The 26,044-nt window shown below is 58.3% G+C and carries 24 protein-coding genes and 2 tRNA genes; 12 read left to right on the forward strand and 14 right to left on the reverse strand.

What is annotated here, in order from left to right; translation table 11 throughout:
* The 3 genes from RD1_RS12265 to RD1_RS12275 form a co-directional block, all read right to left on the reverse strand.
* Positions 1 to 651: a 50S ribosomal protein L21 gene (locus RD1_RS12265; protein WP_044033127.1), complete on the reverse strand. Its 651-nt coding sequence runs from the start codon at positions 649 to 651 to the stop codon at positions 1 to 3.
* A 185-nt stretch (positions 652 to 836) separates the two neighbouring features.
* Positions 837 to 1,646 carry a DUF2059 domain-containing protein gene (locus RD1_RS12270; RefSeq protein WP_011568829.1) on the reverse strand — a complete coding sequence of 270 codons (810 nt, stop codon included), beginning with the start codon at positions 1,644 to 1,646 and terminating at the stop codon, positions 837 to 839.
* A 3-nt stretch (positions 1,647 to 1,649) separates the two neighbouring features.
* Positions 1,650 to 2,489 carry a DUF2059 domain-containing protein gene (locus tag RD1_RS12275; protein ID WP_011568830.1) on the reverse strand — a complete coding sequence of 280 codons (840 nt, stop codon included), beginning with the start codon at positions 2,487 to 2,489 and terminating at the stop codon, positions 1,650 to 1,652.
* 154 nt (positions 2,490 to 2,643) lie between these two features.
* On the opposite strand from RD1_RS12275, the gene RD1_RS12280 reads away from it, so the two are divergent.
* Positions 2,644 to 2,733 (forward strand) — tRNA-Ser (locus tag RD1_RS12280).
* A gap of 138 nt (positions 2,734 to 2,871) precedes the next feature.
* Here RD1_RS12280 and RD1_RS12285 read toward each other — a convergent pair.
* Both RD1_RS12285 and RD1_RS12290 read right to left on the reverse strand, forming a co-directional pair.
* On the reverse strand, positions 2,872 to 3,393 hold the full coding sequence (locus RD1_RS12285; protein ID WP_011568831.1) for a hypothetical protein: 522 nt from the start codon (positions 3,391 to 3,393) through the stop codon (positions 2,872 to 2,874).
* A gap of 292 nt (positions 3,394 to 3,685) precedes the next feature.
* Complete coding sequence (locus RD1_RS12290; protein WP_011568832.1) at positions 3,686 to 4,678, reverse strand: EamA family transporter; 993 nt, start codon at positions 4,676 to 4,678, stop codon at positions 3,686 to 3,688.
* A gap of 285 nt (positions 4,679 to 4,963) precedes the next feature.
* Between RD1_RS12290 and RD1_RS12295 the strand changes: the two genes are divergently transcribed.
* The 6 genes from RD1_RS12295 to RD1_RS12320 all read left to right on the forward strand — a co-directional run bounded on the left by RD1_RS12295 (position 4,964) and on the right by RD1_RS12320 (position 11,403).
* Positions 4,964 to 5,434: a Dps family protein gene (locus RD1_RS12295; RefSeq protein WP_011568833.1), complete on the forward strand. Its 471-nt coding sequence runs from the start codon at positions 4,964 to 4,966 to the stop codon at positions 5,432 to 5,434.
* A 258-nt stretch (positions 5,435 to 5,692) separates the two neighbouring features.
* Positions 5,693 to 6,853: an ABC transporter substrate-binding protein gene (locus RD1_RS12300; RefSeq protein WP_011568834.1), complete on the forward strand. Its 1,161-nt coding sequence runs from the start codon at positions 5,693 to 5,695 to the stop codon at positions 6,851 to 6,853.
* 46 nt (positions 6,854 to 6,899) lie between these two features.
* A complete protein-coding gene (locus tag RD1_RS12305; RefSeq protein WP_011568835.1) occupies positions 6,900 to 7,970 on the forward strand; it encodes a FecCD family ABC transporter permease in 1,071 nt (356 codons plus the stop codon).
* Positions 7,970 to 8,740, forward strand: coding sequence for an ABC transporter ATP-binding protein (locus tag RD1_RS12310; protein ID WP_011568836.1), 771 nt, complete (start codon positions 7,970 to 7,972; stop codon positions 8,738 to 8,740). Before RD1_RS12305 ends, RD1_RS12310 begins: the two co-directional genes overlap by 1 nt.
* On the forward strand, positions 8,724 to 9,206 hold the full coding sequence (locus RD1_RS12315; protein WP_011568837.1) for a pseudoazurin: 483 nt from the start codon (positions 8,724 to 8,726) through the stop codon (positions 9,204 to 9,206). The genes RD1_RS12310 and RD1_RS12315 overlap by 17 nt, the downstream gene beginning before the upstream one ends.
* A 244-nt stretch (positions 9,207 to 9,450) precedes the next feature.
* Positions 9,451 to 11,403, forward strand: coding sequence for an alpha/beta hydrolase (locus tag RD1_RS12320; RefSeq protein ID WP_011568839.1), 1,953 nt, complete (start codon positions 9,451 to 9,453; stop codon positions 11,401 to 11,403).
* 19 nt (positions 11,404 to 11,422) lie between these two features.
* Here RD1_RS12320 and RD1_RS12325 read toward each other — a convergent pair whose 3' ends face one another.
* The 3 genes from RD1_RS12325 to RD1_RS12335 are packed head-to-tail and all read right to left on the reverse strand — an operon-like array spanning position 11,423 to position 14,862.
* The gene (locus RD1_RS12325; RefSeq protein WP_011568840.1) at positions 11,423 to 12,460 is read right to left on the reverse strand and encodes an ABC transporter substrate-binding protein; all 1,038 of its coding nucleotides are present in this window, start codon (positions 12,458 to 12,460) and stop codon (positions 11,423 to 11,425) included.
* Between the two features lie 3 nt (positions 12,461 to 12,463).
* The gene (locus RD1_RS12330) at positions 12,464 to 13,990 is read right to left on the reverse strand and encodes an SLC13 family permease (RefSeq protein WP_011568841.1); all 1,527 of its coding nucleotides are present in this window, start codon (positions 13,988 to 13,990) and stop codon (positions 12,464 to 12,466) included.
* A gap of 47 nt (positions 13,991 to 14,037) precedes the next feature.
* The gene (locus RD1_RS12335; protein WP_050759086.1) at positions 14,038 to 14,862 is read right to left on the reverse strand and encodes a sulfotransferase family protein; all 825 of its coding nucleotides are present in this window, start codon (positions 14,860 to 14,862) and stop codon (positions 14,038 to 14,040) included.
* A 216-nt stretch (positions 14,863 to 15,078) separates the two neighbouring features.
* On the opposite strand from RD1_RS12335, the gene RD1_RS12340 reads away from it, so the two are divergent.
* The 5 genes from RD1_RS12340 (at position 15,079) to RD1_RS12360 (ending at position 21,426) form a co-directional block, all read left to right on the forward strand.
* Complete coding sequence (locus tag RD1_RS12340) at positions 15,079 to 15,687, forward strand: nucleotidyltransferase family protein (protein WP_011568843.1); 609 nt, start codon at positions 15,079 to 15,081, stop codon at positions 15,685 to 15,687.
* Between the two features lie 389 nt (positions 15,688 to 16,076).
* A complete protein-coding gene (locus tag RD1_RS12345) occupies positions 16,077 to 16,979 on the forward strand; it encodes a glutaminase (RefSeq protein ID WP_171959987.1) in 903 nt (300 codons plus the stop codon).
* A gap of 243 nt (positions 16,980 to 17,222) precedes the next feature.
* Entirely contained in the window at positions 17,223 to 19,673 is a 2,451-nt protein-coding gene (locus RD1_RS12350) for a pyridoxal-dependent decarboxylase (RefSeq protein ID WP_011568845.1), read from the forward strand.
* 12 nt (positions 19,674 to 19,685) lie between these two features.
* A complete protein-coding gene (locus RD1_RS12355) occupies positions 19,686 to 20,612 on the forward strand; it encodes a hypothetical protein (protein WP_011568846.1) in 927 nt (308 codons plus the stop codon).
* A 13-nt stretch (positions 20,613 to 20,625) separates the two neighbouring features.
* Positions 20,626 to 21,426 (forward strand): adenylate/guanylate cyclase domain-containing protein, encoded by an 801-nt coding sequence (locus RD1_RS12360; RefSeq protein ID WP_044033128.1) that lies wholly within the window; start codon positions 20,626 to 20,628, stop codon positions 21,424 to 21,426.
* Positions 21,427 to 21,472: 46 nt separating this feature from the next.
* On the opposite strand, the gene RD1_RS12365 is transcribed toward RD1_RS12360, so the two are convergent.
* From RD1_RS12365 to sufC, 6 genes are all read right to left on the reverse strand, one after another.
* Positions 21,473 to 21,549, reverse strand: a tRNA-Arg gene (locus RD1_RS12365).
* A 154-nt stretch (positions 21,550 to 21,703) separates the two neighbouring features.
* Positions 21,704 to 22,924 carry a cysteine desulfurase gene (locus RD1_RS12370; protein ID WP_011568848.1) on the reverse strand — a complete coding sequence of 407 codons (1,221 nt, stop codon included), beginning with the start codon at positions 22,922 to 22,924 and terminating at the stop codon, positions 21,704 to 21,706.
* Entirely contained in the window at positions 22,917 to 23,513 is a 597-nt protein-coding gene (locus tag RD1_RS12375; RefSeq protein WP_105880257.1) for a YIP1 family protein, read from the reverse strand. The genes RD1_RS12370 and RD1_RS12375 overlap by 8 nt, the downstream gene beginning before the upstream one ends.
* Positions 23,510 to 23,995, reverse strand: coding sequence for a hypothetical protein (locus tag RD1_RS12380; protein WP_011568850.1), 486 nt, complete (start codon positions 23,993 to 23,995; stop codon positions 23,510 to 23,512). The genes RD1_RS12375 and RD1_RS12380 overlap by 4 nt, the downstream gene beginning before the upstream one ends.
* Positions 23,995 to 25,275: a SufB/SufD family protein gene (locus RD1_RS12385; protein WP_011568851.1), complete on the reverse strand. Its 1,281-nt coding sequence runs from the start codon at positions 25,273 to 25,275 to the stop codon at positions 23,995 to 23,997. Before RD1_RS12385 ends, RD1_RS12380 begins: the two co-directional genes overlap by 1 nt.
* Positions 25,275 to 26,030: a Fe-S cluster assembly ATPase SufC gene (gene sufC / locus RD1_RS12390; RefSeq protein WP_011568852.1), complete on the reverse strand. Its 756-nt coding sequence runs from the start codon at positions 26,028 to 26,030 to the stop codon at positions 25,275 to 25,277. Before sufC ends, RD1_RS12385 begins: the two co-directional genes overlap by 1 nt.
* Positions 26,031 to 26,044 lie beyond the last annotated feature (14 nt).

The following is a 26,044-nucleotide window of genomic DNA, read 5'->3' on the forward strand; positions in this document are numbered from 1 at the left end:
TTAGCCTTTAGCCAATTCTTTGGCCTGTTCGATCCAGCCTTCACGCTCGATCCGGCCTTTGAATGACAGTTTCTCGTCCATAGCAGCTACATCCGCTTCGGTCCATGCTGCGATTTGAGCAAAGGAGGTCACGCCGCCTTCGATCAGCTTTTTCTCAAGCGCCGGGCCAACGCCGGACAGCTTTTTCAGATCATCCGCGCCTGCCGCGGGCGCGGCCTCAGCCTTCTCGGCTTTTGCCGGAGCGGCTTTCTTGGTGGGCTTGGGAGCGGCGGCAGCAACGGCTGTTGCCGATACGGAGCCTGCGCCCATTGCGGCTTTCACGCCGGATTTATCTGCGCCGGAGGCCAGAATGTCAGTCACTTTGACCAGGGTCAGCTTTTGACGGTGCCCCTTGGTGCGCTTGGAAGAGTGCTTCCGGCGGCGCTTGACGAAATTGATGACCTTTTCGCCTTTGATCTGGTCGACGACCTCGGCCTGAACGCCGGCGTCTTTGACGAAGGGCGCGCCCACGACGGTGTTTTCACCACCGAGCATCAGAACTTCGTTGAATTGAACTGTTTCACCTGCGTCCGCAGCCAGCTTCTCGACGCGCAGCATATCGCCCGCCTGAACCTTGTACTGCTTGCCGCCAGTCTTGAGGACTGCAAACATCGTGTTTCCTTTTCTTCCCCGCGCTCTGTGGCCGCCCGCGTCTCGGGTGTTGTGGCCTTTTGGCCGCCTCGAACTGCGCATCCCTGTAAGGATGTACGTTAAATAGCAAAAGGATCCGTCGATCGGACCCCAAAGATGAAGCTGTCGTTTGCACCGGCGCGCGGCTCTTGTCAAGCAAAAGCCGTCTAGATTTCATCCCCATCGGCATTTAACGCCACAGCCCGGCCCAAAGCATAGGAAATGTCGCGATAGACCGTCTCAAACCCCTCGAATAGCGCGGCATTCAAAGCCTGCCCTTCCGGGGTTTGAGCATAGGCCATATACCCTTCCATCATCTCGGCAGGCAGCGGTTGATAGGCCATCAACAGGAAACCGTTCAGCCATTCGTTGGTGTCCGCCCTGATGTCTTCCTGCTGCGCCCAGACTTGCGCGAGAATCTCGTCTTCGCTTTCTGCAGTATAGCGGCCATCCGCAAGCCCCTTGTAGAACTGATAATTGGAACTCATCGCGCCAGACACATTACGCTCCAGCAGGTCGTTGACCTCGATGAAGCGGCTCACGTGTTGAAACAAAGGATCATCACTGCCCTGCAGGCTCAGGAACAAGTCACGCGCCGCGTCCTCCACATCCGGATCCATCATCGCGCGGCGTGCGGCATTTTCCAATTCAATGATCCGCACGCCCGCATCGCTGGAAAAAAACGCAAGGGCTGCATCGATATCATCTTCATTCAGTCCCTGCTCCAGCGCCTGACGGATCTGTTCGGTGATGATCTCCACATCATAAATCTGGTCGACCTGCGCTTGCCAGAACGCGCCCCCCTGCCCGTTCAGCATGTCCCCGTCCAGCGTTTTAGCGTAGCTGAAGCCTTCTTCACGCAAGATATCGACCACTTCGCTGATGCGCAGCACATCCATCAAAACGGTCATGCGCGCATTCGCCCAAAGCGGAGACGCGCAGATACTCAGACCGACAGCAAGCAGCACAGCACGCATGGCTTACAACTCCTGAGTCGGGCGCAATTCACTCATCGCGAGGGCCATCTGTTCGTAACGATCGGCCATGATCTCAAACTGGACGGCATTCATAAGGGCGTAGACCTTCTGCATTTTCGGATGTTCCAAAGCATCCGCGTAGGCGCTGATTTCGTCATCGGAAAAGGCTTGATAGGTATAGGCCGACGCGGCCAGGCTGTTCACCTTCATGTTGCGCCGCATCTCGCCTTCCTGCCGCCTGAGGTTCTCGCGCAGATCCGCTTCATCCATGCGCAGTTCGATCACGCCGGCAGCGGCCGCCGCCATCAAGAAGCGTACCTGCACCTCCTGTATGGCGTGGACAGAGGCATCCTCAGAGCCGACCGCTTCATTCAGGCGCTTCAGCTCCTGCAAGCGCGGCGAGCCGATTTGCACAAGCCCCGCAATAATCGCCTGCCCGCTTTCCGATTTCAATTCATCGTCTTCTTTCATATGCGACGCGTTTTCAACAACCAGAAGACGCGTGCCCAGATCCGAGGTGTAAAAGTCAACGGCATGGATCATCAGGTCCTCTTCGAGCGTCTGTGACAATATGTCGATCGCCATATCGTGCATCGTTTGCGCGTCGAATATTTCGTCTACCAACCTTGTCCACTGCTGGCCGAAATCCTCCGCCTCAAGGCCGATCATCGCGGGCGCACTGCTCGCTGTCAGCTTCATGCTTTCGAGCGCAACATCAAACCCGGTAGCGCTCAAAAAGGCTTCGAGACGGTCGGTATTCTGAGCCTGAGAAGGTTTTGCGATGGTGATTGCGGCTGCGCAGAGCGTCAAAACCAGCACCCCCGCCCGGATCATCGATGTCATCTATGCCTCCTGTGTCGCAACGCCTAGGTAACATATGGGAGCTTAGGGCAATTGTGCAAAGGAGCAATGAAATTTCCCGAGGGCACACCAACAGGCGTGATCCCTCTTGTAAGGCGATGAAAATCCAATTACACGCGCACCACCAGACCCCCGCGGAGAGGTGCCGGAGTGGTCGAACGGGGCGGTCTCGAAAACCGTTGTGGGTGCAAGCCTACCCAGGGTTCGAATCCCTGTCTCTCCGCCATTTCCATATAGATCAGTGACTTAACAGACAGCCCGGCAAGCGGGGAACAAGGTCGTTGAACACGCGCAGGAAACGGCCCGCCGACTCCTTGCACCTACAGTACAGCGTGTATTTCTTTCGCTGGACCCTTGCGGCGCATCAGATGTATGCGGCTTGGACGGCCGACGGTCCGTGATCTGCCGGATGCGCCAATTGGGCGCCGTAAATGCAAAGTGCGCGCATTTCGTGAAGCATCTGGCTTGGATTGTTCCCTTCGGTCAAAAGCAATGCGTGGATATGCGCGCTGCTCCGTTTACCCACCCGCACAGCCTCCAAAGCCGATGTCAGTTGTTTTTCCCCTTCACTCAACATGCCAGCGCACACCGTACAATGCGGGTTTGAAAAACAGAAAGCTGACCGGCGCGCGATGCGCATGGCCTGAACGACCCTCAGGATCTTGAAAACATATTGCGCGGGGTCGCCCGTCTCGAAGGCTCTGCGTGCGGTATCAAAACTCTGCATCCAGCTTTGCCCGTCTGGATGAGCGAATGTCTGGAAAAAACACCGTGCCACCTCGAGCGTTCCCCGCTCAAAATCGTTCAGGCTTTTCAGGCTGTGCCGATTGTCATCGCGGTCCTGCGCGGTACAGCACTGCGGGGCGCGGCCATCTTGACGGGTCATTGCCTGATCCTCCGGGGAAGATCCGCGCGTCTCGGCGGGGCTCAGACCCGAAAGGCCGCACATATAGACTGATGTCTGGAAACTAAGAAATGCATTCTGGCAGTACCCTTTGTTCGTTTCCGGGACCGCGGTCGGCCATACTTTTAGAGCAGGCGAAACCTGCGGGCGTTCCCGAAACTGTTGAAACCTTGGTCGCTGCCTGTGTTCTGGTTGCTTTCATAATTCCTGACAAAAATATTTGGGTAATTCAAGAGATTTCTGCAACGGAATGAAACCGACCCGCAACACCAGCCTATTCGGTGGTGTTCGGGGCACCTGTTGCGCGCTCACGTCCGTTGCGTTTATGGCGCGACCAGATCACCAGCAGTGACCCTGTGACCATGACAACACCGCACAGGGTTGTCGGCCCATCCAAGGGCACCGGGTCAAGCAGCCCCAGACCTGTGGCCGCTTTTTCCAGCGCCAAGGACACCAGTGGCAGGGCTGCCATCCCGGCGAGATAATTCTCGGTACGCACCCGATGAATGGCGGCCAAGGCAACGAACATCGAAGGCCCGCGCAACGCCACCCCCACGAGGATCGCAGACACCCACAAAACAGGGTTCAGAACAACCAGCGGATCCGTCAGCCAGATCGGCCCCGACAGCATCGTGGTCCCAAGCAGGGGTATTTGGCTCAGCGCCGCCCCTGCCGTAAGCGCGCAGAGCAGCATGACAAAAGAGCTGACCAAGAGCATGACACCCGTCAATCCGGCGCGCGCGCGGGGGTTTCGGGTTTGGTTGACGGGGTGTTTTTCCGCGATGAACGTTGAAAGTACGACACAGAGTTCCGAGGCGATCATCAAAAGTACCGCGGGATTGCGCCAGGCACCGTCAAGCTGGCTGGTCAACAAGACCATACCCAGCAGGACCAGAAAGTGGCCCGGAAACTCCCCGGCCTGCGGACGACGCGCGGCGATGAACCACAGCAGAACGACACTGGTGGGAACTGACAGGATGCTGAGAAACGCAGCATTTGCCGCTGTCGTATAGATCAATGAAGCGGTGAAAAACGCGGCCGTCGCCACCCGTAACACCCCGTAGACCCAGATGACCGGATCGCGCAAAAGGCCCCAAGCCCGGATGGAGCGGCCCGAAACGGCCAGCAAAAACGCACCACCCGCCATCATTTGGATGAATGTGAACAGCCACGGGTCCAGACCGAACCGCAACAGGACCACCCGGCTGACAACGAGCAGTGTGGCCCATGAAAACAAGGCGACCACAATGATGAACGGGCTGGACATGCGCGAGGGTTTTTCCGGTCAATTGGGCAGAATGTGCCCTTTTCGTCAATGCAGGCTGGGGGGGTGCCGCGCGTGATATGACGATCATTCCCTGATCGAACCTGCAAGGCAAGCATACTCGTGTCGGCGGGCCATGCGTTCCCTCTGGTATCTGAGTATTTTCCTCTGAATTAGAATTATTCTAAAGTGTCTTGGCATTGCCACGCCGCTGGCTATAATCACACCAGCAAGCCAGCAGCCCGCAAGCCAGCAATCATCATTTTATTTGAAACGGGGACGTGTGATATGACTCAGACGGCGGCAGCGCTTTCGACAGATGTCAAAAACCAGATTGCGGATGCATTGAATCAATGTGTTGCAGAAACAGCCGTCGCGACCATGCTGGCACAGAATTTTCATTGGAACGTGACGGGGATGGCCTTTGGCCCTTTGCATGAGCTGTTTCAAAAGATGTACGAGGACCACTTTGTCGCGCAGGACGATCTGGCCGAACGTGTCAAGGCACTGGATGCGCATGCGGAAGGGACGCTTGCGGGCATGCTCAAGCGCTCGAAGATCAAGGAACATGACGGGAAGGCCAGCGCCGAAGAAATGATCAAAGTGCTGCAAGAGGCGCAGGAAACACTGGCCGCGACGCTTGCGGGCGCCGGTGCGCTGGCGGCGCAAGGTGGCGATACGCTGACTGAGGATCTGTGCATCGCACGCGGTCAGGCGCATGAGAAATTCGCCTGGTTCCTCAGAAGCCACCTTGCCTGAGCAAGTGATGTGCTGGCGATGATGCCAGCCTGCGCCCAGACCAAGCGACCTGCGCGCGAGATGCGCAGGCCGCATCCGCCTGGGCGCGGTGCAGTGCGGGCTGAAAACCTCCGGACCAGGACTGTTGCACCTACACCACACTTCGTTACCGATCGTCAGATTTTCGGCGAGATCGAATATATATATTCCCGACTAAATTAGTTGGACATTTGTATGCGCCTGATATACAAAGGCCGACATAGCCAATAGGAGACCGCTATGACGTATATGAAAAACGTCAGCGGCTTCATCGGTGCTATAGCAGCCACCGTGACGTTGATCACGACAGCCCCTGATGCGCATGCTGAAGCTCTGACCCTCACAGATATCGCTGGCCGGCAAGTCACCCTGCCTGAAATGCCCGACAAAATTGTCCTCGGCGAAGGCCGGATGATGTATGGGATTGCCCCCCTTGTGGATGGCAACCCGTTCGAAAAAATCGTCGGGTGGAAAGATGATCTGGTGCTTTATGACCCCGATGCCTTTCGCAAATTCGAAGCGGCCTTTCCCGAGGACGCAGCACGGATGATCAATTTCGGCAACCCCTACGCCGGTGATTTCAGCATCGAAGCTGTGCTTGAGGCCGAGGCAGATCTGGTCCTTCTGGACGTGGGCAACCTGTTCAAGGCCGAAGAAACCGGGTTGATCGAGAAACTCGACAAGGCCGGCGTATCCGTTGTGTTCATCGATTTCCGGCGGAATTCGACGGAAAACACCGTACCATCGCTGTTGATCCTGGGCCGCCTTCTTGGCGAAGAGGTCAATGCCATGGAGTTCGTGGACTTCTACATCGGCGAGATGCGCAGGGTATCCAATGTGGTTGACCAGATCCCGGCCGAAGAACGCCCGCTTGTGGTCATGGAAAACGCGCCGGGATGGGACCCGGAGTTTTGCTGCCGTTCGTTTGGCCCATATAACTACGGTCGTTTTGTGGAACTGGCAGGTGGGCGCAACTTCGGCTCGACCCTGTCGAGCGCGTATTCCGTAACCCTGTCGTTGGAAGGCATCATCGAAGCGGACCCGGAACACATCATCGGCACCGGCGCGAATTGGGCCGAGGCCAAGCCGGAAGTCACAGCTACCTTGCTTGGCTACGAAGCCGACCCGGTCGTGAATGCCGAAAAAATACAGGCGCTGGCGTCACGGTCAGGTTTTGCGGATATGCGGGCGGTGAAAGAGGGCAATTACCACTCGATCTACCACCAGTTCTATAACTCGCCCTATCACTTCATCGCGGTCCAGCAGATCGCCAAATGGCTCTACCCGGATGAATTCGAGGATCTGGACCCGCAAGAGACCTTCGATCGGATGCATGCACGATTCATGCCCTATGAAAACTCCGGACAGTTCTGGCTGAGTGCCAGCGCGCCGGGCAACTGAGGGTATGCCTGTGGCGGGTGTCATACCTGCCACAGGATGCTGATTTATGACAGTTCAAACAACAAACCCCGATCCCGCGCGCGACATCGTCGGCGCCTATAGGCGGCGCTCTGCCAAACGCGTGGCCCTTGTGTGCCTTGCAGCCGTTGCGCTGGGTGCCATGATTGTCATCGACATTATCACCGGACCGGCGGAGCTTGGGTTCCTGCGCACCTTGCATGTCATTCTTGATCCTTCGATCGCCACCGCCAAGGAAGCGGTCATCATCTGGGATTTGCGCCTGCCGGTGGCCTTGATGGCGGTTGTGGTGGGGGCAATGCTGGGCGTTGCCGGCGCGGAGATGCAGACGATCCTGAACAATCCGCTGGCGGACCCTTTCACGCTCGGCCTGTCCTCGGCGGCGTCCTTCGGGGCGGCGCTTGCAATTGTCCTTGGCTTTTCGGTGATCCCGGCTGTTGGCGGCCTGCTGGTCACGGTCAACGCCTTCATGTTTTCGCTGTTTGCCTCACTGGCGCTCTTTGCCTTTACCAAATTGCGCGGGGTGACGCCCGAAGCGATGATCCTCGTGGGTATCGCGATGCTCTTTAGTTTCAACGCCTTGCTGGCCTTTCTGCAATACGGCGCGTCCGAACTGGAATTGGCGCAGCTGATCTTCTGGCAGATGGGCTCGCTGGCGCGCGCCACATGGGCCAAGGTTGGCATCTGTCTGGTGGTACTGGCCATCGTGCTGCCCTATTTCCTATCACGCTCCTGGGCGCTTACGGCCCTGCGCATGGGCGAGGACAAGGCAGCGGCGCTTGGCGTCAATGTCGCACTGCTGCGGCTGGCCGTTCTGGCGGGCGTGTCGCTGCTGTCTGCGGTTGCCGTGTCCTTTGTGGGCGCCATTGCATTTGTCGGCCTTGTCGGACCGCATATCGCACGCCTCATCGTCGGGGAAGACCAGCGCGGTTTTCTGCCCCTGTCCGCCCTGATGGGCGCGCTGATCCTGTCAGCAACTTCCATCGTGTCCAAGGCGATCACACCGGGCATCGTCTATCCCATCGGCATGATCACCTCACTGATTGGCATTCCCTTCTTTGTCAGCCTCATTCTGAGCCAACGCAAAAGGCACTGGTAATGACCCTTTTCGCAACCGATCTGACCTTTGCCTATGACAGCCGCCGCGTGCTTTCGGGCACCAGCTTCAACGCGCTGCACCGCGGCGAGTTGACCGCTCTCATCGGGCCGAATGCGTCGGGCAAATCCACCCTGTTTCGGGTCATCGCGGGCCTGCTGAAACCCGGCACTGGCATGGTCAACCTGAACGGCACCGATCTGTCGACGCTCTCCACCCGCAAGAGGCTGCGGCGGGTGTGCTTCATGCCGCAGTTCTTCGCTGCCAATGCCGCGCTGAGGGTGTTCGACGTCGTGATGATGGCGCGCAAGAACCTCGCGGGCTGGCGCGTCAACGCTGAGGATATGGAGGCAGTCGGGGCTGCCCTGCATGATGCCGGTATCGGTCATCTGTCCGAAGCCTACATCTCCGAGCTGTCAGGCGGGCAGTCGCAGATGGTATCCGTGGCGCAGGCGCTGATCCGTCAGGCAGATGTTTATCTTTTTGATGAGCCGACATCCGCGCTCGATCTGCACCACCAGCTTGATGTGCTGGGCCGGATCCGGGATCGGGTACGCGAACGCAATGCCATCGGCATTGTCGCATTGCACGACCTGAACCTCGCGGCCCGCTTTGCGGATCGATTGCTGCTGTTGCGCGCCGGTCAGATACGTGCCGAGGGCCCGCCGCGTTTTGTACTGAACAGCCCCGAGATCGGCCAGACCTATGGCGTTGATATCCACATCACCACCGGCCCAAAGGAGGATCTGGTTGTCCATGCTTACGCGCCGTGAATTCACACTCTCCCTTGCGGCGCTGGCAGGAACGCAAGCCATTGCCAGGCCCCTCACACCGGCAGAGAAAAACGCGCGGCATTCGGTGCTCATGCTTAATGCCGCCTGCGGGGATGCGCAAAGGCTCAACCTGTTTGAGCCTGCAATTCTGAGGGTGAATGCGGGCGATACCGTCACTTTTCTTGCCACGGACAGCGGGCATAATACCGCCTCGAAACGGGGTATGATCCCGCAAGGGGCCACGCCCTGGAACGGCGGGATCGACGAAGAGATCAGCGTGACCCTGTCTATACCCGGCATTTACGGATACATCTGCCTGCCACATTACGAAATGGGCATGGTGGGTCTGATCATCGCCGGGGACAATCTGACGAACCTCGCCGCTGCCAGCAAACTGCGCCATCCCGGTCAGGCGCATGCGGCCTTCCGCGCATTGTTGAAAACGCTGGAGCCGCACAAGGCATAGTCGCGCGCAGATGATACCTCAATGCGCCGTGATGCGGAGGGTGCAACGGTGGCAGCGGCAAAGATGCCTTGGTCGTTGGACAGGCCGCATAAACCAACTGGAGCGTCTGACGAAATACCTGTAGCGTCAACTGCATCGTAATGCGTTGAAATCCTTGATTTCAGGCAGCGTTATGTGATCGAGATTTTTCGCATGACGCTCAAACGTTCCGATCAGACTGTCGAATAATGCAAAAGGGGTTGCCATGGAGCTTGCCGAAATACTCGCCACAATCGCCGCTCTCGCCGGTGCGCCCGACATGCCTGATCAATTCGTGACGTTGAGCGAGGGCGGATTTACCCCGGCCAACCGCGTTGCCATCGCGCCCTGCCCCCAGCCCCTGGGACGCGCGGAAATCGAAGGTCAAACCATCATATGCGGGACAATGAGCGTGCCGGAAAACCACGACAGTCCCACCGATCAGACAGTTGAATTGTTCTTTTCGGTTCTCAGATCGCATTCGGCATATGCAGAACCTGACCCGCTCCTCTACCTGCATGGCGGTCCCGGCGGTGGCACGGTTTCCCGGATCGCGCAGTTCGCGGGCATATTCGATACGTTTCGCCGGACCCGCGACGTTGTGATGTTTGACCAGCGTGCGGCGGCACTGTCGGGCGCGTCAGCCACCTGCAGCGCTTTATTCAGCCAATCCATCGGCGAAGTTATCGACGACGCCCTGCCCTTCACCGAAGGCGACGCTATCAAGCGCCCGTCCGATTTCATTGTCCGGTGCCTTGACGACATCAAGGCAAACGGACGCGACATCACGCAATACAATACGCTGCAGAATGCGCGCGATGTGGCGGCTCTGATGACAGGTCTGGGCTATGAGAGGTATAATATCTACGGTATTTCTTATGGCTCGCGATTGACGCTGGAGGTCCTGCGCAGCGCGCCGGCGGGCGTGCGCGCGGCCATCATCGACGGTGTGGCACCGCTTCAGGTGCCGCTTTATGATACGCTCGGCGTGCCTGCCTCGGAGGCGACTGACCTGCTCATCGCGGCTTGTGCTGCGGATGAAAAGTGCCATGGCGCTTATCCTGATCTGACCAAAGCCCTGCGGGATGTGCTGGCGCGTGCCGCTGCGGGTGTTCTGCGTGATATGGACGGAGATATCCTTGCGCTCGAGGATATCGTAACCCTGTTGATGAGCCGAAATGCGACCTCCGCCGCGCCAAGCACGCTTACGGCTTATCTGCCGGCGTTGATCTATGAACTTGCAAAACAAGGCGATCATAACCCTGTTCAACAGCTGCTGGCCGAAACGGACCTGCGCCCTGCGCCACCGGACCAGATCGCTGCCCTGCGCACGACGCTCACGGATACCGAGGCTGCGGCAGTTGACGATGCTGTTGCACTGGCAGAACTCAGTGCGGATGCGGAGGCTGCCCTCAATGCAGCCCTGCAAAGGCTGCGCAAGCAACTGGCCGAAACGGACCAGCCATTGGTGCGCATCCTTGATGACGAGATGGTTGCCGCTGCCGACAGCCTGATTGCGGACCCCGAGGCGCGGCGCAAGGCGCTGGTGGCTTACGCCATGCTGCGCGAGGGTAGCAAGGATCGGATGGCCCTGCGCAGCTATGTCACGGATACTTTTCCACCCGCGCGCCAGAGGCGTCTTCTCGATCTGATCACCGCCATGAGCGACGCGGAAGTGGCGGGGGTGTTCGCAGCACTCGAAACTGGAATATCGCAGACAATAGAACCCGACCTGAGCCAGTTTCACCTGATGGTCTACGCCTGTCAGGAAAGCCTGCCGTTCAACAGCTACGACGGCTTTCGCACCACGACCCAAGCCCTGTCCTGGCCCGAATTCGGCGAGATCTTTGACCCATCAGCGCGTGATATTTTCGCCGCCTGCCAAGCATTTGAGCAGTCCAACAGGCCGGGTTTTCACACGCCTGTGGTCTCGGATATTCCCGTCCTCGCACTCGGCAGCGACTGGGATACGCAGACAGCGCCCAGCTGGTCGGCTCTGGCGGTTGAAACACTTGCCAATGGCCAAAGCTTTATCGTGCCCGAGGCCGGTCATGCCGCCATCGCCTATCAGCCCTGTGTCGCGGATATGGCCTTTTCGTTTCTGAGCGATCCATTGCGCCGGCTTGCGTCAACCTGCCCGGACAGCATCGAGGTGGACTTCCTTGTGCCACCGGATTAAGCCATGCGCCTGTTGCAGCCTAGCGTTCAAATGTGTTTGTCGCCCGGGCAAAGGCTTCATAGACCTGCGGTAATATCAACCCGTGGCGCGCGAGACGTTCCCGCGACATGGAGACGAGGAACTGAAGGTTGTCGCGTGCCGGGATGTCGCTTGCCGCTTGCCCATTGATCAAAAGCCCCGCCAGTTCCGCCGCCACCTGCCCCTGTTCAATCGGTGATGCGCCGACGGAAAAGGTCGCGCCATCCTCGGTGTTGAACACATTCATGCCAATCACGGGGATGCCCGCGTTGGCCTCGGTCCATCCCATGACCTCATCCGGCGGAACAAAACTGCTATCCGCGTCAGAGCGTTTCAACTGCCGGTAATTCGTGACGATGATAACATCCGCCATATCCCTGGAGCGGCGCACTTCTTTCTGCCATGTGGGATAATCCTCTACGGCGACCGAGGCGGTATAGACCAGCGGCGACCAGTCGAAACGGTCGACATTGGGCCGGTCACGGACCACCGAGACGGAACTGTCCATCACGTATCTGATGCGGATCGGGCGACTGCCGTCCCACGGCGCGCTTGCCGGTCCGGTCTGTTGCAAGGCGGCAATTGCGTCGCGCACCGGACCCATGGCGCGGTTTTCGCGAATACCGGTGACGTTTGTCGCACTGTCATACCCAAAAGCGGATACCGGCCCGTTTACCCCTGCATAGACGATCTTGATCGTCGGGTGGTTCACGTAATCCTGCATCACCAACGCATGGGCAAGGTTATCAATTGCGATGACGACATCCGGCTTCCAGCGCTCCACCGCGTTGCCGGCCTGCACACCGGCCCGCCGCAGGGAGTCCGCATCAGAGAATTTCTTGGTATACATGTAATGCGCATTGAGATGCACATCACTCCAGGACTGCGTGACCCGATCCAGACCCTCGATGACACCGGCGGTCCAGGCGTAATCCGGCTCATAGCTCTGCAGGACCAGCACGCGCGGTTTGCCTGCGTGATAGGTGAGCGCCCCGCCGAGCAGGGTCAGGATTACGAGAATGCTGAGGATGCGGATCATGGTTCAGAGGATCCCGAGGCTTTTCCAGAACGGAATAGACGCGAGGATCGCGCCGATGCGCAGTCCGACAATCGCAATGCGCTGGATCGTCAACCGCGTGAGCGAGATGGTGCGACCGGGGTCCTTGCCGATGCCGGTGGCATGGCGGTAGGCCACATGCATGGGCGATTGAAAATCAAAGATCAGCGCATCATTCAGCATCAGGATCGAAAACCCGACCACCCATGCGGACACGCCGGAGGCTTCGGCCAGCGGCAGCAGCGCGGTGACCAACACCAGCGTAACCGCCGTTTGCGGGATAATGATGCGCGCCGTCACGATCACCCCCGCCAGAATGAGAATGAAGGTGGCAAAATCCTGCCGCAGAATATCCCCGAGCCACGATATTTCGGTGACAAGCAGATCGGTAAGCCCGAGATGTGCAGCAGTATTGGTAAAGCCCACAAGGGCACCCAGAAGAAAGATGAACGACCAGTCGATCTCGGCCACAAAGTCGGTTTTGTTCATGATCTGAACGCAAAAGAGCAGCGACAGGATCAGAAACGCCAAGACCGGCGCGGGGATCAAGTGGATCGGCGTGGTCAAAACACCAACGCCCAGCAAGACAATGCCGCCAATCGCGCCCCATTCGCGCTGCGACAGCTTTTCGGGCGGCTCGGCCGTCTTTGCGTTCTGCTGTGCCGGGGGTTTGCCATCGGCGAGGGATTCAAACTCCTTGCGCGACAGGGCCTTGGTGGCGCGGCCAAGGCCTTTCGTATCGGATTTCTTTATTCTGGTGGCATCAAAGGATGTCAGCAAAGCGATCACGATATATCCGGCGATCATCACCCCGACCGCGACCGAAGCCGCCGTAACCCAATCAACGAATTGAAACGCCACGCGTTCCTGTTGGGGCAACATAGAATAGACAATCAGATTGACCGGCGCAGCGGTCAGAAAGGCCGCCGTCAAAAGCGTCACACCATCCAAGCCGCCCATGAAGATCAGGGTCCGCCCCTTGGTCCCGATCTGCGGGCCGATCCGTTCTTCCAGTTGCGCCACGAGAGGTGCGACCACGGCGAGGCGCCCCGCAGGCGAGGGCAGGAATGGTGTGAGAAGCAGGCCACCGAAAAACAACGTGCCACTATATGCCAGCACATTTCCGGGCAGGCGATTGATCATCAGGGCCGCGCAGCGATTGACCAGCCCGGAGGTGCGGATCAACGCACCAAGGCCCAGAATGGCGATGATCAGCAGGTATCCGTAGGACGAAAACCCGCTCAACACAATGTCCGGCGGCGCAGCCCCGACCAGCAGGATCATTACGACAGCCAATAGCCCGGGCACGAAATCCGGCAAAAGGCTGAAGGGCCACATGACCAGCGGCAACGAGATAATGGCCAGAAAAACGGCAGAGTTCGACCCCATCCCCGCATTGCGCAGCGCAAAGAACACGCCAAAAGGCACCACAAGGCAAAGGCACCACCCGAAAACCTCCACAATTGGCGGCGGGCCCGCACGGCGCGCGGGGGGTTGGGTCGGCTCACTCATGATGCCGGACCCTGTGCGCGGGTTTTTGAAAATGCCATCTCATGCGCCTATTCATCGCCTTTTTCCCCGAGCGGATGTTTCAAGCACTCCGCGACCTTTGGCAGCGCGGTGGACAAGGCGTCATAGCGTTCAAAAACGCCGAGTGCCGACAATCTCTCACGTTCCTGCAAAGTGATCACGCCTGCCGGTTTCATCGGACGGATGCCCGTGGCTCGGATCACCGGTTCATGTGCCTTCGGCGTCAGGAAGGCTTGCGGTTCGTTCGGCAGCATCACCCCGGACCCTGCGGCCCCGAACCCCGGTTTTCTGTCCCAACCCTTCAACGCGTCGGAGGGAAACTCCCGCCCGATCGCCGCAAAGAGCGCCGAGAGTTCAAAGGCCGGGTTCCGGCACAGATCGTCGTAAGACAGGGCGTATGCAGGAACTCTGGCCATGGATGCCCGCTGCACGCTGCGCTGACATGCGGCCCAGGCCTGTGCGAAAACCTCATAAGAGGTGCGCTGCGCCCAGTAATAGCGCCAGGAGGCCCAAACCGCGGCCGGGTCGCGCAACAGGACCACCAATGCGATGCGATCCGCCGACAGGTTCGTCGCCAGCAACTCAGACAGCGGGTCATAGGTCGTCTCTTCAAGGTGAAAGGGTCCAAATGTCTCCTTCATGAAAATCGCATGATCCTTGGAACAGACCGGCGGCGACCAAGGATGCTCCTGCCCTTCATAGCGCCAGCGGCACGCGTTCTTGATCGGCTGAAAATACGCCGGCAGCCCGGCATGCCCGAAGGCGCGCAGCAGGATCGTCGATCCACTCCGGCATGGACAAACCAGAAGCAACACCCGTTCGGGCGTCGCCTCCCAATGTGAGACGAGCGGCATTTGAGCTGTGCATGCGGTGCCGGTTGTCAAAATAAAAGCCTGAAATCAATGAACTTAATTCCGTTTCCCATCTTACTATACATGGAAATATCAACATGTCATTCCCCATTGGGTTGTAAATCAACAGGGCGTTGCCACGCATAGCACTTGGTAAATCGAGGTTTACGCTGCAACCTGTAACAGTTTGGTTAATTGGCCTATAGGGAATGGATGAACATGCCAGCATCGTCCAAAATACCGATCATTCTTCTGGCGGCGGGCGCGTCGCGCCGGATGCGGGGGGGTGATAAGTTGCTGGAGGAGGTGGACGGTCTCCCCCTGTTGCGCCGACAAACCATGCGGGCCATCAACGCGACAAAGGGCCCTGTGATCGTAACACTGCCCCCGGAGGGACACGCCCGCAAGGAGGCTTTGACGGGGCTGAAGGTGACAACGGTACCAGTGCCCGACGCAGCGCATGGAATGAGCGTGAGCCTGCGGCGCGGCCTTGCGCAGGTGCCAGTGGATGCCGGTGCGGTGATGGTGCTGCTACCGGATTTACCGGATCTGACAACTAAAGACCTGGTGGCTGTGTTGGACGCTGCGGACAGAACCAAAGACGCGCTCATCTGGCGGGGAACCACGTCGGATGGCGCTGCTGGCCACCCGATTGTCTTTGCCAGAGCCTTGTTTGCCGAACTGGCGTCGATCAGCGGTGATACGGGCGGCGCATCGGTCGTGGCGCGTCATTCGGACAAGACGTCGTTCATCCGCCTGCCGGGCAATCGCGCACGGTTAGATTTGGACACGCCCGAAGACTGGGCAAAATGGCGCGCATCACAATGACGGTGCGGAGCGATGTGGCATTTTTTGCATCTACCGAAAGACGGCGCTTGATCTTGCCACTGGATAAACCTGCGCACCGCAGGAAGTCTCGAGCAAAATTTGGCGTCTTTGCGGTGCAAGGCCGGTATATCCGTCGCGGACAGCCAACACGCATGTAAGGCATACAGTGACCGCTGGCAGAGGTTGGGCAAGCGCCCCTCTTTCGCTAAAGCGTCATGCGAAAATCTTGCATGATCCAACGCTGCCTGAAATCAAAGGTTTCAACGCGTTACGAGATACTTGACGTTTCAGGTATTTGGTCGGACGCTTTAAAATGGAACTGAAGCCAGCGGGCTTGATCTGCTATATCCAAAAGCACGCCGCAGGATTTTCCGCGTTGGGAGGCAGTGTTGGAAAAAATCATTGAATCCATCGCCGCAGAGATACGCCAGCAAGACGACTGGGGTGAAACCGCGCAATACATCCCGGAACTTGCGACAGTTGATCCAAAGCAATTCGCCATCAGCGTATGTTTGGCGGACGGCCGGATGATCAGTGCCGGATCGGCGACAAAACCATTTTCCATTCAGAGCATCTCCAAGGTCTTTGCACTTGTCGCTGCACTTGGGCGGGTCGGGAACCAGCTTTGGAGCCGCACCGGACGCGAACCGTCAGGCACGTCCTTTGATTCCATGGTCCTGCTGGAGCGGGAGAATGGCCGCCCCCGCAACCCTTTTATCAATGCCGGTGCAATCGTCACGACAGATGCCCTGCTGTGCGGACGTCCGCCCAAACAGGCGCTGGCCGAAATTCTTGGGCTTGTCAGACAGATGTCCGGGTCCAACGGCATCTTCATCAACGACGCTGTTGCGGCTTCCGAGCAAAGAACGGGGTCGCGCAACAAAGCGCTTGCCTATTACCTTCAGTCCCATGGAAACCTTGTGAATGACCCGGACCTGACGCTTGGCACATATTTTCACCAATGCGCAATCGAGATGACGACAGAGCAACTGGCGATGGCCGGTCGGTCGCTGGCTGGCCTTGAGGGCGCACCAAGGGTCATATCGTTGAAACACGTTCGACGGGTCAATGCGCTTATGATGACCTGCGGGCACTATAACGGCTCGGGCGATTTTGCCTTCCGCGTCGGACTGCCGGGCAAAAGCGGCGTCGGCGGGGGCATCCTGATCATCGCGCCCAAAGTCGCATCCATTGCAATCTGGTCGCCGGGTCTGAACCACTATGGCAATTCCTATGCCGGCACACGCGCGGCGGAAATGCTCTCCAAGGCAACCAATTGGTCGGTGTTTTGAACGCTCGGCATCGGGCGCTCTTATGCGCCATGCTGAGGTCGCGCGGCACAAATCTGCCCTGCTGACACAGGCCGAGGCAGGATCACGTTAACAACCTAAACATGCAGCTTCTGCCCTTATTGCAGGCTTAAAGCGACCATCTTTTGTATTTTTCTAGGGAATTGAGCGTTTTTCATCTATCATAGGCAGAATAAGCGATTTGAGCACAACTGATTTTTCTAAAAGAACCTCGGGGGAGGGACAATGGTTATCAACCGGCAACGCACGAAATTGGTGCGCGATATTGACGAGTTTCGACGGGATGCCTTTCAGGACAAGCTGAGCCTGGATCGACCCGGCGGCAGCATGCCAGCCGCGTGGTTTCTTGGCCCAAAAGCGGAGAACGAAAAGTTTCTGCGCGACATGATCACACTGGCCATTGATGAGGCGGTCAAGGCGCGTCATGATTTTCACCCTGATGATCCCTCGACGCCATCGCTGGCGGAGCTTGAGGAGGATGGGTACAACACCGGGCGCGATCTGTTCGAAAGCCGGTTTCGGGAAGTCCTCGGTTTTCTCAGGGGGTCGGTCCCCATGGCGAGCTACCGCAACCAGAGCCATATGTACTGGGACACCACGCTGCCCAGTGTCGTCGGTTACTTCGCAACGATGCTCTACAACCAGAACAACTGCACCCCCGAAGCCTCGCCGATCACCACGGCACTTGAAATGGCCGTCGGGGATGACCTGTGTCGGATGCTCGGCTATGAGATCCCGGATCGCGAAGACGTCCGACATGGCGCAATCCGCCCCTGGGGGCACATCACCTGCGATGGCAGTGTCGCAAACATCGAAAGCATGTGGGCCGCGCGCAACATCAAGTATCTGCCCGTGGGACTGGCGGCAGCGATTCGGCATGATCCGGACATGGCCGATGCCCGCGATGTCACGGTGAGCACCTTGCAAGGCAAACGCCGCCGCCTTCTTGATCTGGACAACTGGAGCCTTCTGAACCTGCCGATTGATCAGGCCATCAAACTGCCCGCGCGCATCTCAAAGACCGCAGGCATTCCCGAGGATGTGCTGAAAGCTGCCCTTGCCGCCTATTCGGTTCAGGACCTCGGCCTGCTCGAATTTCACCGCCAGTTTCTGCCCGATACCCCTGCCCCGGTCGTCATGGCCCCGGCGACAGCGCATTATTCATGGTCCAAGGCCGTGTCGCTGCTGGGTCTGGGCCGCGCCGCCTTGCATGGTATCCGGGTGGATCTTGATGCAAGGACCGATCCGGTTCATCTGCGCCGCATGCTGGAGGATTGCCTCAAGGAAGGTCGCCCCGTCGTGCAGGTGGTCGCGGTCGTTGGCAGTACCGAGGAAAGCGCCGTCGATCCGCTGCATGAAATTGTCAAAATCAGAAACGAATTCCGCGAACGCGGCCTTGAATTTGCGCTGCACGCAGATGGGGCATGGGGCGGGTACTTCGCCTCCATGCTGCGCCAATCCAATCTTGATCGCCAGTATGATGCCGCAGAAACCGAGGAAGAACGCGAGGAAGTCGAACGGCTCATCATCAAGACCTACGGTGTGGACAACCCGGAAATCGACCCGGATGTACCGGCCCTCAGGGATTGGGAATCCAAAGCGATCTTTAATCGGCGCAATACGATGTTCGCACCGGGCATTGACCTGAACGAATACGTGCGCCGACAGTACCACGCGCTGCAACACTGCGACACGATCACGGTGGATCCGCACAAGGGCGGGTTTGTGGTCTACCCTGCGGGCGCCTTGTGTTACCGCAATGGCGCGCTGCGCCAGCTTATCGCCTTTGCCTCGCCCGTGGTACAGCATGGCGATATCGCGCAATCCGTCGGGTTTTATGGGGTGGAAGGGTCAAAACCGGGTGCTGCAGCCACGGCGGTCTACCTGTCGCACAGCCTGATCCCGGCAGATCGATACGGCTATGGTGCCTTGCTGGGCAAATGCATGTTTGCCAGCAAACGGTTCTATGCAGGGTTGGTCAGCATGGCCCGGGAGGATGATCCGTTTTACGTGACAACCTTCCAGCGACTTCCGGCCGAACGGGTGGGCGCGCCCAGAAGTGCGGTGCGCCGCCAGATTGATCTGATCCGCAATGAAATCGTCAAACCCATCACCGATGATGAGTTGCTCACGGCCCTGAGCAAGGATTTCGAATTGCGCGAACTGTTTTCCGAGATGGGATCAGATCAGTGTATCGTGGCCTATTCGTTCAATTATCTCAATGGCTTCGCGCAAAACCGGAAAATCTCCCGGCTCAACGAGATGAACGAACGGATGTTTGAAGCCATGAGCATCCAGAAGTTCAACGACGGGGCCGTTCCGGATGTCGACCTTCTGGTGACGGCATCCAGTTTCGATCCGGAGGTTTATGGGCAGGACTTCGTTGATTCCTATGCGCGCCGGATCGGGGTGAACCCGGAACCAGGCGTGGGCATCAAATTCCTCATTTCAACGCAACAGAACCCGTGGCTGACGCGGGCGGACGATGGAAAGCTGTTGCCAAGACTGATCGAGGTTCTGCGCGATGTTGCGACCGAAGCCGCCGAATATGTGATGGCACAGCACAAGGACGATTACGGTCAGGAGTTTTACCATACCGGTGTGTCAGGATATCAGGGACCGGATTTACCCCATCCGGACGCCGCCCCTGCCCCAAGTGCCACGCGCAAACCTTGAGGATCCCGCAGAATGTCAGATCACAGCCATCATCACGCCGCAGCCCCCACCTCTGCGCTGGAACCGCAGCTTGCCACGGTCGTCCATAACCCACCGCATCTGCACGCCTTTTCACTGATCGGGGACAAACATGTCTTTGCGGTGCATATGACCCAGTATCACCATGAGGTGCACAAGTATCAGATCGCCTATCAGGTCCATCTGCCCGAAGCCGTCTTGCAGGAATACAGGCAGGTGCGCCGCCACAATCCCGGTGATTTCATCGTGATGTGCAACCACGCCGAAGACCCCTTTATCATCCCTGCAATACCGGCGGGAGAAAAGCCGACCTTTCGGGCCAATATCTTTCAGGGCATGCCGTCCTTTCCCCCCGAATACCTTGATGATCCACATTTTTTTCCGTGGGACCCGCTGAAGGTCGTGCTGCCCATTGCCGGGGATTTCACGGCGACGGTGGGGCGCATGGTCATGTTCCGCCCCTTTGCCCACCATTATCAGCAGCCTGAGGTTGCGACCTATCTGCTGTTTGGTGACGGGGGCGAGGCGCATATGACCAACCTGCAGACCGCGAGCCTTGCCAGCGGACCGTTTGAGCCGGATGCCTTTGGCCCCGATTATGACCACCAGCTGACCCTCAAGGCGGCACCGGACTGGCTGGATCCGACCTTGCTGAAGGCCGGGGTCGTGGTCACGGTGCCGTCGGTTCGCTTGCGGGACGCGGCGGGCCATCCGACGATACCCTGCGCCAGCCCATTTGCAAATGGCGAGACAATCGAGGTGCTGTATCGCGGCATGGGCCCCGCGCGCAAGGTCACTGTGGCGCACACCGTGCTCTGCGCAACCGGGGTTTCAAACAGCGAGGCCGTGATGCCCTGCTCCGAAGCCGAGTCGATGAACATTTCTGCAACGCCCGATCGTTTCCTCCTTGCAAATCAATAGGGCCATATCTGCCATGAAACACGACTATCAACGACAAGATGGCAATGAAGAGGTCTGGAAACTTGTTCTGATCGAAGGCCACCCGCTGTTGCTGTCCAAGAAAAAACGTTTCGGCTTCCTGCCGCGTGATCCGCGATGCAAGCTGTGTACCGCGCCGTTCAAAGGTATCGGCGGATGGCTGCTGAGCAGGTTTCAGGGCATCCGACAATCCAAACGCAACCCGTTGTTCTGTAACGCATGTGATGAATTTCTAAGGGCCTATCCCGGGGGCACGGACACGCCCATGACGATGATGTTCGTCGATATCCGCAACTCCACGGGGCTGTCTGCCCAGATGTCGTCAAAGGCATTCATGGAGCTTGTATCAGAACTGCGCAACCTTGCGCTCGATGCCATGGCCAAGACCGATGGGTCGGTTCTGGAATTCATTGGCGACGGGGTCATCGCCGTCTGGCCACCCGGCATCGCCGGGGCTGATCATGCCAAAAAGGGCGTGGCGGCGGCGCGGCGCCTGCAGGAAAAGGTGAAACGGATTGCACCGCAGGGCATTGATCTGCCGATAGGGATCGGTGTGCACACGGGCGAGGCTTACCTTGGCACCATTGCCGCCGCCAGCAATGATATTCAGGACATCAGCGCATTCGGTTACGACGTCAATCTGGTCGCGCGCATATCCACCGCAGCGCGCGCGGGTCAGGCGCTCATCAGTCAGGCAACCTGTGATGCGGCGGGTCTTGAGTATGACACGGGCAAACTGCTGCAACCAGATCTGAAGGGGATCGACAAACCGGCGTTTCTGTTGCCACTGGACTGATTACGCCGGGGCGGATGTGGCATCTGACGTGGAGAATGTCGGAATATGGCGGTCCCAGCAGGATTCGAACCTGCGACCTCACGCTTCGGAGGCGTGCACTCTATCCAGCTGAGCTATGGGACCGCATTTCACACATTGCTGTGCGGGTATCGTTGCGGAGGTATCTGCGCAAGTCCTTTTTGTCTCTTCGTACCACTTGCCAATACAGGTCGGCGTCACGCCATGCGGTATAAACCGGGCGTATCGCTCCTGCAATTGCTAAATCACCGCGCGCAGATCACGCAAACAGATCATGCGCCAGTTCCAGGGCTTCGACAAAGACGTCCACTTCCTCTTTGGTGTTATACAATCCAAAAGAGGCGCGACAGGTCGCAGACAGGCCCATGTGCTGCATCAACGGGCCAACACAGTGCTGGCCTGCGCGCACAGCCACCCCTTTCTTGTCGAGAATGGTGGAGACGTCATGCGCATGTGCCGCCCCTTCCAGCGTGAAACTGAAGATCGCTGCCTTGTCCGGCGTCGTGCCCTGCACCTGCAGCCAGTTCAATCCGGCGAGCCGCTCGACCGTGTAATCCCGCAACGTATCCTCATAGGCTGCGATATTCTCCATCCCGAGGTTCATCATGTATTCCAGCGCGACACCAAAGCCGATCGTCTGAACGATCCCCGGCGTGCCAGCCTCGAACATGAGCGGCGGATCGTTGTAGATCACCGTCTCCTTGCTGACCTCCTTGATCATATCGCCGCCACCGATGAACGGGCGCATTTCCTTCATCCGTTCCGACTTGACAAAGATGGCACCGGACCCTGACGGCCCGTAGAGTTTGTGACCCGTGATCGCATAGAAATCGCACCCCAGATCCTGCAGATCCACCGGTTGGTGCACCGCCGCCTGCGAGCCATCCACCAAGACCGGCACGCCGCGCGCATGCGCTTCAGCGGTGATGGTTTTGACATCAACCTTGGTCCCCAAGACATTGGAGAGATGAGATATTGCAACCAGTTTTGTCTTCGGCCCAATCACATCAATCACCGCTTGGGGGTCCAATGCACCGGTGCTGTCCACATCGACCCATTTCAGCACCACACCTTGGCGTTCGCGCAGGAAATGCCAGGGCACGATATTGGCGTGATGCTCCATTACGGACAAAATGATCTCATCACCGGCCTGCAGACGCGGCATGGCCCAGCCATAGGCAACCATATTGATGCCTTCTGTCGTACCCGAATTCAGGATGATTTCATCTTCTGATTTCGCATTGAGGAACCGCGCGATCACACCGCGCACGCTTTCGTAGTTATCCGTGGCCAGATTGGACAGATAATGCAGCCCGCGATGCACATTGGCATATTCGTTGGCATATGTGTTGCTGATGGCATCAATGACAACCTGAGGCTTCTGGGCCGACGCGCCATTGTCCAGATAGACCAGCGGCTTGCCATTGACCTCACGACTGAGGATCGGGAAGTCTTTGCGGATTTCGCTCACATCATACATTCAAAGGTACTCCGACGGCGGACACGCCGATCATGGATAGCAAGAAAGTCAGGATTGCCATCAAGGCAACGGCCCCCAGAAACAACACGCCAACCGCCCGCAAGAGCGAGTTGAGCCGCAGTCCCGCATTTATGAAGTGGACAAAAACCCACAGCGTCGCCACCCCGATAAACAAGACCAGAAAGCTGGCCAACACTGGTGCAAGGATCAAGGAGATCAGAACCACCACCTGTGCCCCGGCGCGCAGAGCCTGCAACCACAGCAGCAGGATCATCATATCCTCGATGCTGCCCTCGCCGCCCAGAATGCGGCCGGTCCAGTAGATTGCATAGACAGTGGCAATGAACCCACCCGCAGCAATCGCGCAATAAAGGAACGGATTGCCGACAATGCCGTTCAGGGGCGGCGGCACGGGGATGATCATGTTCGACAGGGTCGACAGGATGGTGACAACGACGCTGATCAGCGCAATCGCCGTCCACAAGGCTTCACGCGGCAAATTCCATGACAGCACGACCTGCGCAGCAGATTTGGGATCCCGCAAGGTCAGCACGGCCAGATCGGGGAAACTCATTGGTTTGGTCATCATTCTTGTCCACGCTCCGCTGCAATCAACCCGCCTAACCAGAACCAGCAAAAGAACGCAAACCACAAAAAACCAACGGCCTGTAATTCTATGCCCGGACCCACAAACCCCGCGACCAGCCCATTCAGCAGCATCAGGGGGGATGACGCAAGCAACGCCCAGAAAAGTGCAAGCCGTGCCCCGTAATGAGTGCCCTTGCCTCTGAACAGTTTTGCCACAAGATGCGTCACAGCCGCGACACAGTAAAGCCCGAGCGGCGCGATCAGGACCCAAGCCATCAGGGTTGCGCCCATCAGCATGTTGAGGTCTTCCCCACTCAGATGCGCTTCGCGGGCGAGACGCGGCATCTGCGCGATAAAGACGATGATACATCCGGCCATCAGATAGGCCAGCGCACGGTCTTCGCGTTGCCCCAGTGCCAAAAGCCCGGTCACAACACGACCGGGCCCCCTATAGGTAGCGGTGATATTGCGGGTGACCGCCATTACTTTCGATGCCGCTCCAGCCAGCCTGCGAGACGGTCAACGATCTCTTCACGCAACGCTTCATCTTCGATCTCATCGACCGCTTCGGCCAGAAACGCAAGGGTCAGCAAATCCGTGGCCTGCGCGCGGGGCACCCCGCGGGACCTCAGATAGAAAAGCGCGGTCTCGTCAATCGCCCCCGAGGTGGAACCGTGTGAACAGGCCACATCGTCCGCGTAGATCTCAAGCTCCGGTTTCGCCAGAAACTGGCTGTCGTCATCCAGCAGCAACGACTGGCTGATCTGGTAGCCATCGGTTTTCTGCGCACCGGGCTGGACCAGAATCTTGCCCTGAAACACGCCGGTGGCACCGTTGCGCAGCACCTTCTTGAAGACCTGTCGGCTCTCACAATTCACCGCGTCATGGGTGATGAACACCGTGTCGTCGTGATGGAAATCACCGTCGCCGACACAGGCGCCCGCCACATGGGCAATGGCATCATCGCCTGTCAGTTCGATAATGCACTCATTGCGGGTCAGAACACCATTCGCGGTCAGCGTGAAGCTTTTGAAAGTGCTCTCGGAGCCCAGACGGGTAAAGATGTGGGTCGCCGCACGCCGCTCATGATCACGCCCCTGCGCCCGCACATGGTGGAAAACGCCCGTGTCGGCGATGTCCACTTCCATGACCTTGTTAAAGCGCGCCGCCGCCGGGCCGGTTTCCAGCAGGGTCAGTTCAGCGCCTGCGTCGACCTTGATCACATGGTGCAGGATCGCATCGGAGGTCTCATCACGGTGCTGATAGTGCAGGCTCACCGGTTTGCTGGCCTTTCCGGTGACATGGATCAGCACACCATCGGTTGCATAGGCCGTGTTGAGCGCCGCGAGCGGGCGTTCGACCGGTGACTGTCCGCGGGCTTCCAATGCACCGTATAGGTCACGCGCCCAGTGAATATCCGCCGACTGCTCCGCCAGACGCTCAATGGCAAGCCCCTCGCCCACAAGATCATCAGAGGCTTCCGCATCAAACACCCCATCCACGAAGACGATCCGGATACGGTCAATCTCACCAAAAAGCGGTGCCTCATCATTGTGAAACAGTGCCGCGGGCACGGCATCAGCCTGTGTCAGCGTGTCGGGGTGGGTGTATTTCCAATACTCGTCGCGCCGGTCCGGCAGGCCCATCGCCTCGACACGCGCCTTTGCGTCCTTGCGTGCGGCTGCGGTCCAACCGCCTTCCGGCAGCGCGAGACGCGCCAACCGCGCCTCTGTCGTGCTGGTTTTCAGTGCTGCTTCGGCCATTATGCCACCTCTGCCAGAATGTTGCCGTAGCCGTTGTTCTCGACTTCAAGCGCAAGTTCGGGACCGCCCGTTTTCACGATCTTGCCATCGGCCATGATATGCACCACATCCGGTTTGATGTGATCCAGCAGACGCTGGTAGTGCGTGATGACGAGGAACCCGCGCCCCTCATTGCGCAGCGCATTCACACCCTCCGCCACCAGTTTCATCGCATCCACGTCGAGGCCGGAGTCAGTCTCGTCCAGGATACACATCTTGGGTTCCAGCATCGCCATCTGAAGGATTTCGTTGCGCTTTTTCTCACCGCCCGAAAAGCCGACGTTGACGGGCCGTTTCAGCATATCCGCGTCGATCTTCAATTCCTTTGCGCGCGCGCGCACGGCCTTGAGGAAGTCGGCCGCCGACATTTCCTCTTCACCACGTGCCTTGCGCTGTGCGTTCACGGCTGTGCGCAGGAAGGTCATGTTGCCCACACCGGGGATTTCCACGGGGTATTGAAACGCGAGAAACAGGCCTGCCGCGGCGCGCTCTTCGGGCTCCATGTCAAGCACGTCTTCGCCCTCCAGATCTGCGGATCCGCCGGTGACTTCATAGCCGTCCTTACCCGACAGGACATAGGACAGGGTCGACTTACCCGACCCGTTCGGGCCCATGATCGCATGCACCTTGCCTGCTTCGATCTCAAGATCAACGCCTTTGAGGATTTCCTTGTCTTCTTCTTCCAGTTTGACCTGCAGGTTTTTGATGCTCAGCATTTTTCTTCCCTTAT

It is taken from the genome of Roseobacter denitrificans OCh 114, assembly GCF_000014045.1.
GTDB classification, from domain to species: domain Bacteria; phylum Pseudomonadota; class Alphaproteobacteria; order Rhodobacterales; family Rhodobacteraceae; genus Roseobacter; species Roseobacter denitrificans.

Coding starts and splice junctions, on each gene's coding strand:
- RD1_RS12315 (WP_011568837.1), top strand. CDS start 8,724: ATGCTTACGCGCCGTGAATTCACACTCTCCCTTGCGGCGCTGGCAGGA.
- RD1_RS12330 (WP_011568841.1), bottom strand. CDS start 13,990: ATGAGTGAGCCGACCCAACCCCCCGCGCGCCGTGCGGGCCCGCCGCCA.
- RD1_RS12360 (WP_044033128.1), top strand. CDS start 20,626: ATGAAACACGACTATCAACGACAAGATGGCAATGAAGAGGTCTGGAAA.
- RD1_RS12320 (WP_011568839.1), top strand. CDS start 9,451: ATGGAGCTTGCCGAAATACTCGCCACAATCGCCGCTCTCGCCGGTGCG.
- RD1_RS12375 (WP_105880257.1), bottom strand. CDS start 23,513: ATGATGACCAAACCAATGAGTTTCCCCGATCTGGCCGTGCTGACCTTG.
- RD1_RS12305 (WP_011568835.1), top strand. CDS start 6,900: ATGACAGTTCAAACAACAAACCCCGATCCCGCGCGCGACATCGTCGGC.
- sufC (WP_011568852.1), bottom strand. CDS start 26,030: ATGCTGAGCATCAAAAACCTGCAGGTCAAACTGGAAGAAGAAGACAAG.
- RD1_RS12295 (WP_011568833.1), top strand. CDS start 4,964: ATGACTCAGACGGCGGCAGCGCTTTCGACAGATGTCAAAAACCAGATT.
- RD1_RS12310 (WP_011568836.1), top strand. CDS start 7,970: ATGACCCTTTTCGCAACCGATCTGACCTTTGCCTATGACAGCCGCCGC.
- RD1_RS12350 (WP_011568845.1), top strand. CDS start 17,223: ATGGTTATCAACCGGCAACGCACGAAATTGGTGCGCGATATTGACGAG.
- RD1_RS12355 (WP_011568846.1), top strand. CDS start 19,686: ATGTCAGATCACAGCCATCATCACGCCGCAGCCCCCACCTCTGCGCTG.
- RD1_RS12285 (WP_011568831.1), bottom strand. CDS start 3,393: ATGACCCGTCAAGATGGCCGCGCCCCGCAGTGCTGTACCGCGCAGGAC.
- RD1_RS12335 (WP_050759086.1), bottom strand. CDS start 14,862: ATGCCGCTCGTCTCACATTGGGAGGCGACGCCCGAACGGGTGTTGCTT.
- RD1_RS12290 (WP_011568832.1), bottom strand. CDS start 4,678: ATGTCCAGCCCGTTCATCATTGTGGTCGCCTTGTTTTCATGGGCCACA.
- RD1_RS12370 (WP_011568848.1), bottom strand. CDS start 22,924: ATGTATGATGTGAGCGAAATCCGCAAAGACTTCCCGATCCTCAGTCGT.
- RD1_RS12385 (WP_011568851.1), bottom strand. CDS start 25,275: ATGGCCGAAGCAGCACTGAAAACCAGCACGACAGAGGCGCGGTTGGCG.
- RD1_RS12270 (WP_011568829.1), bottom strand. CDS start 1,646: ATGCGTGCTGTGCTGCTTGCTGTCGGTCTGAGTATCTGCGCGTCTCCG.
- RD1_RS12300 (WP_011568834.1), top strand. CDS start 5,693: ATGACGTATATGAAAAACGTCAGCGGCTTCATCGGTGCTATAGCAGCC.
- RD1_RS12265 (WP_044033127.1), bottom strand. CDS start 651: ATGTTTGCAGTCCTCAAGACTGGCGGCAAGCAGTACAAGGTTCAGGCG.
- RD1_RS12275 (WP_011568830.1), bottom strand. CDS start 2,489: ATGACATCGATGATCCGGGCGGGGGTGCTGGTTTTGACGCTCTGCGCA.
- RD1_RS12380 (WP_011568850.1), bottom strand. CDS start 23,995: ATGGCGGTCACCCGCAATATCACCGCTACCTATAGGGGGCCCGGTCGT.
- RD1_RS12325 (WP_011568840.1), bottom strand. CDS start 12,460: ATGATCCGCATCCTCAGCATTCTCGTAATCCTGACCCTGCTCGGCGGG.
- RD1_RS12340 (WP_011568843.1), top strand. CDS start 15,079: ATGCCAGCATCGTCCAAAATACCGATCATTCTTCTGGCGGCGGGCGCG.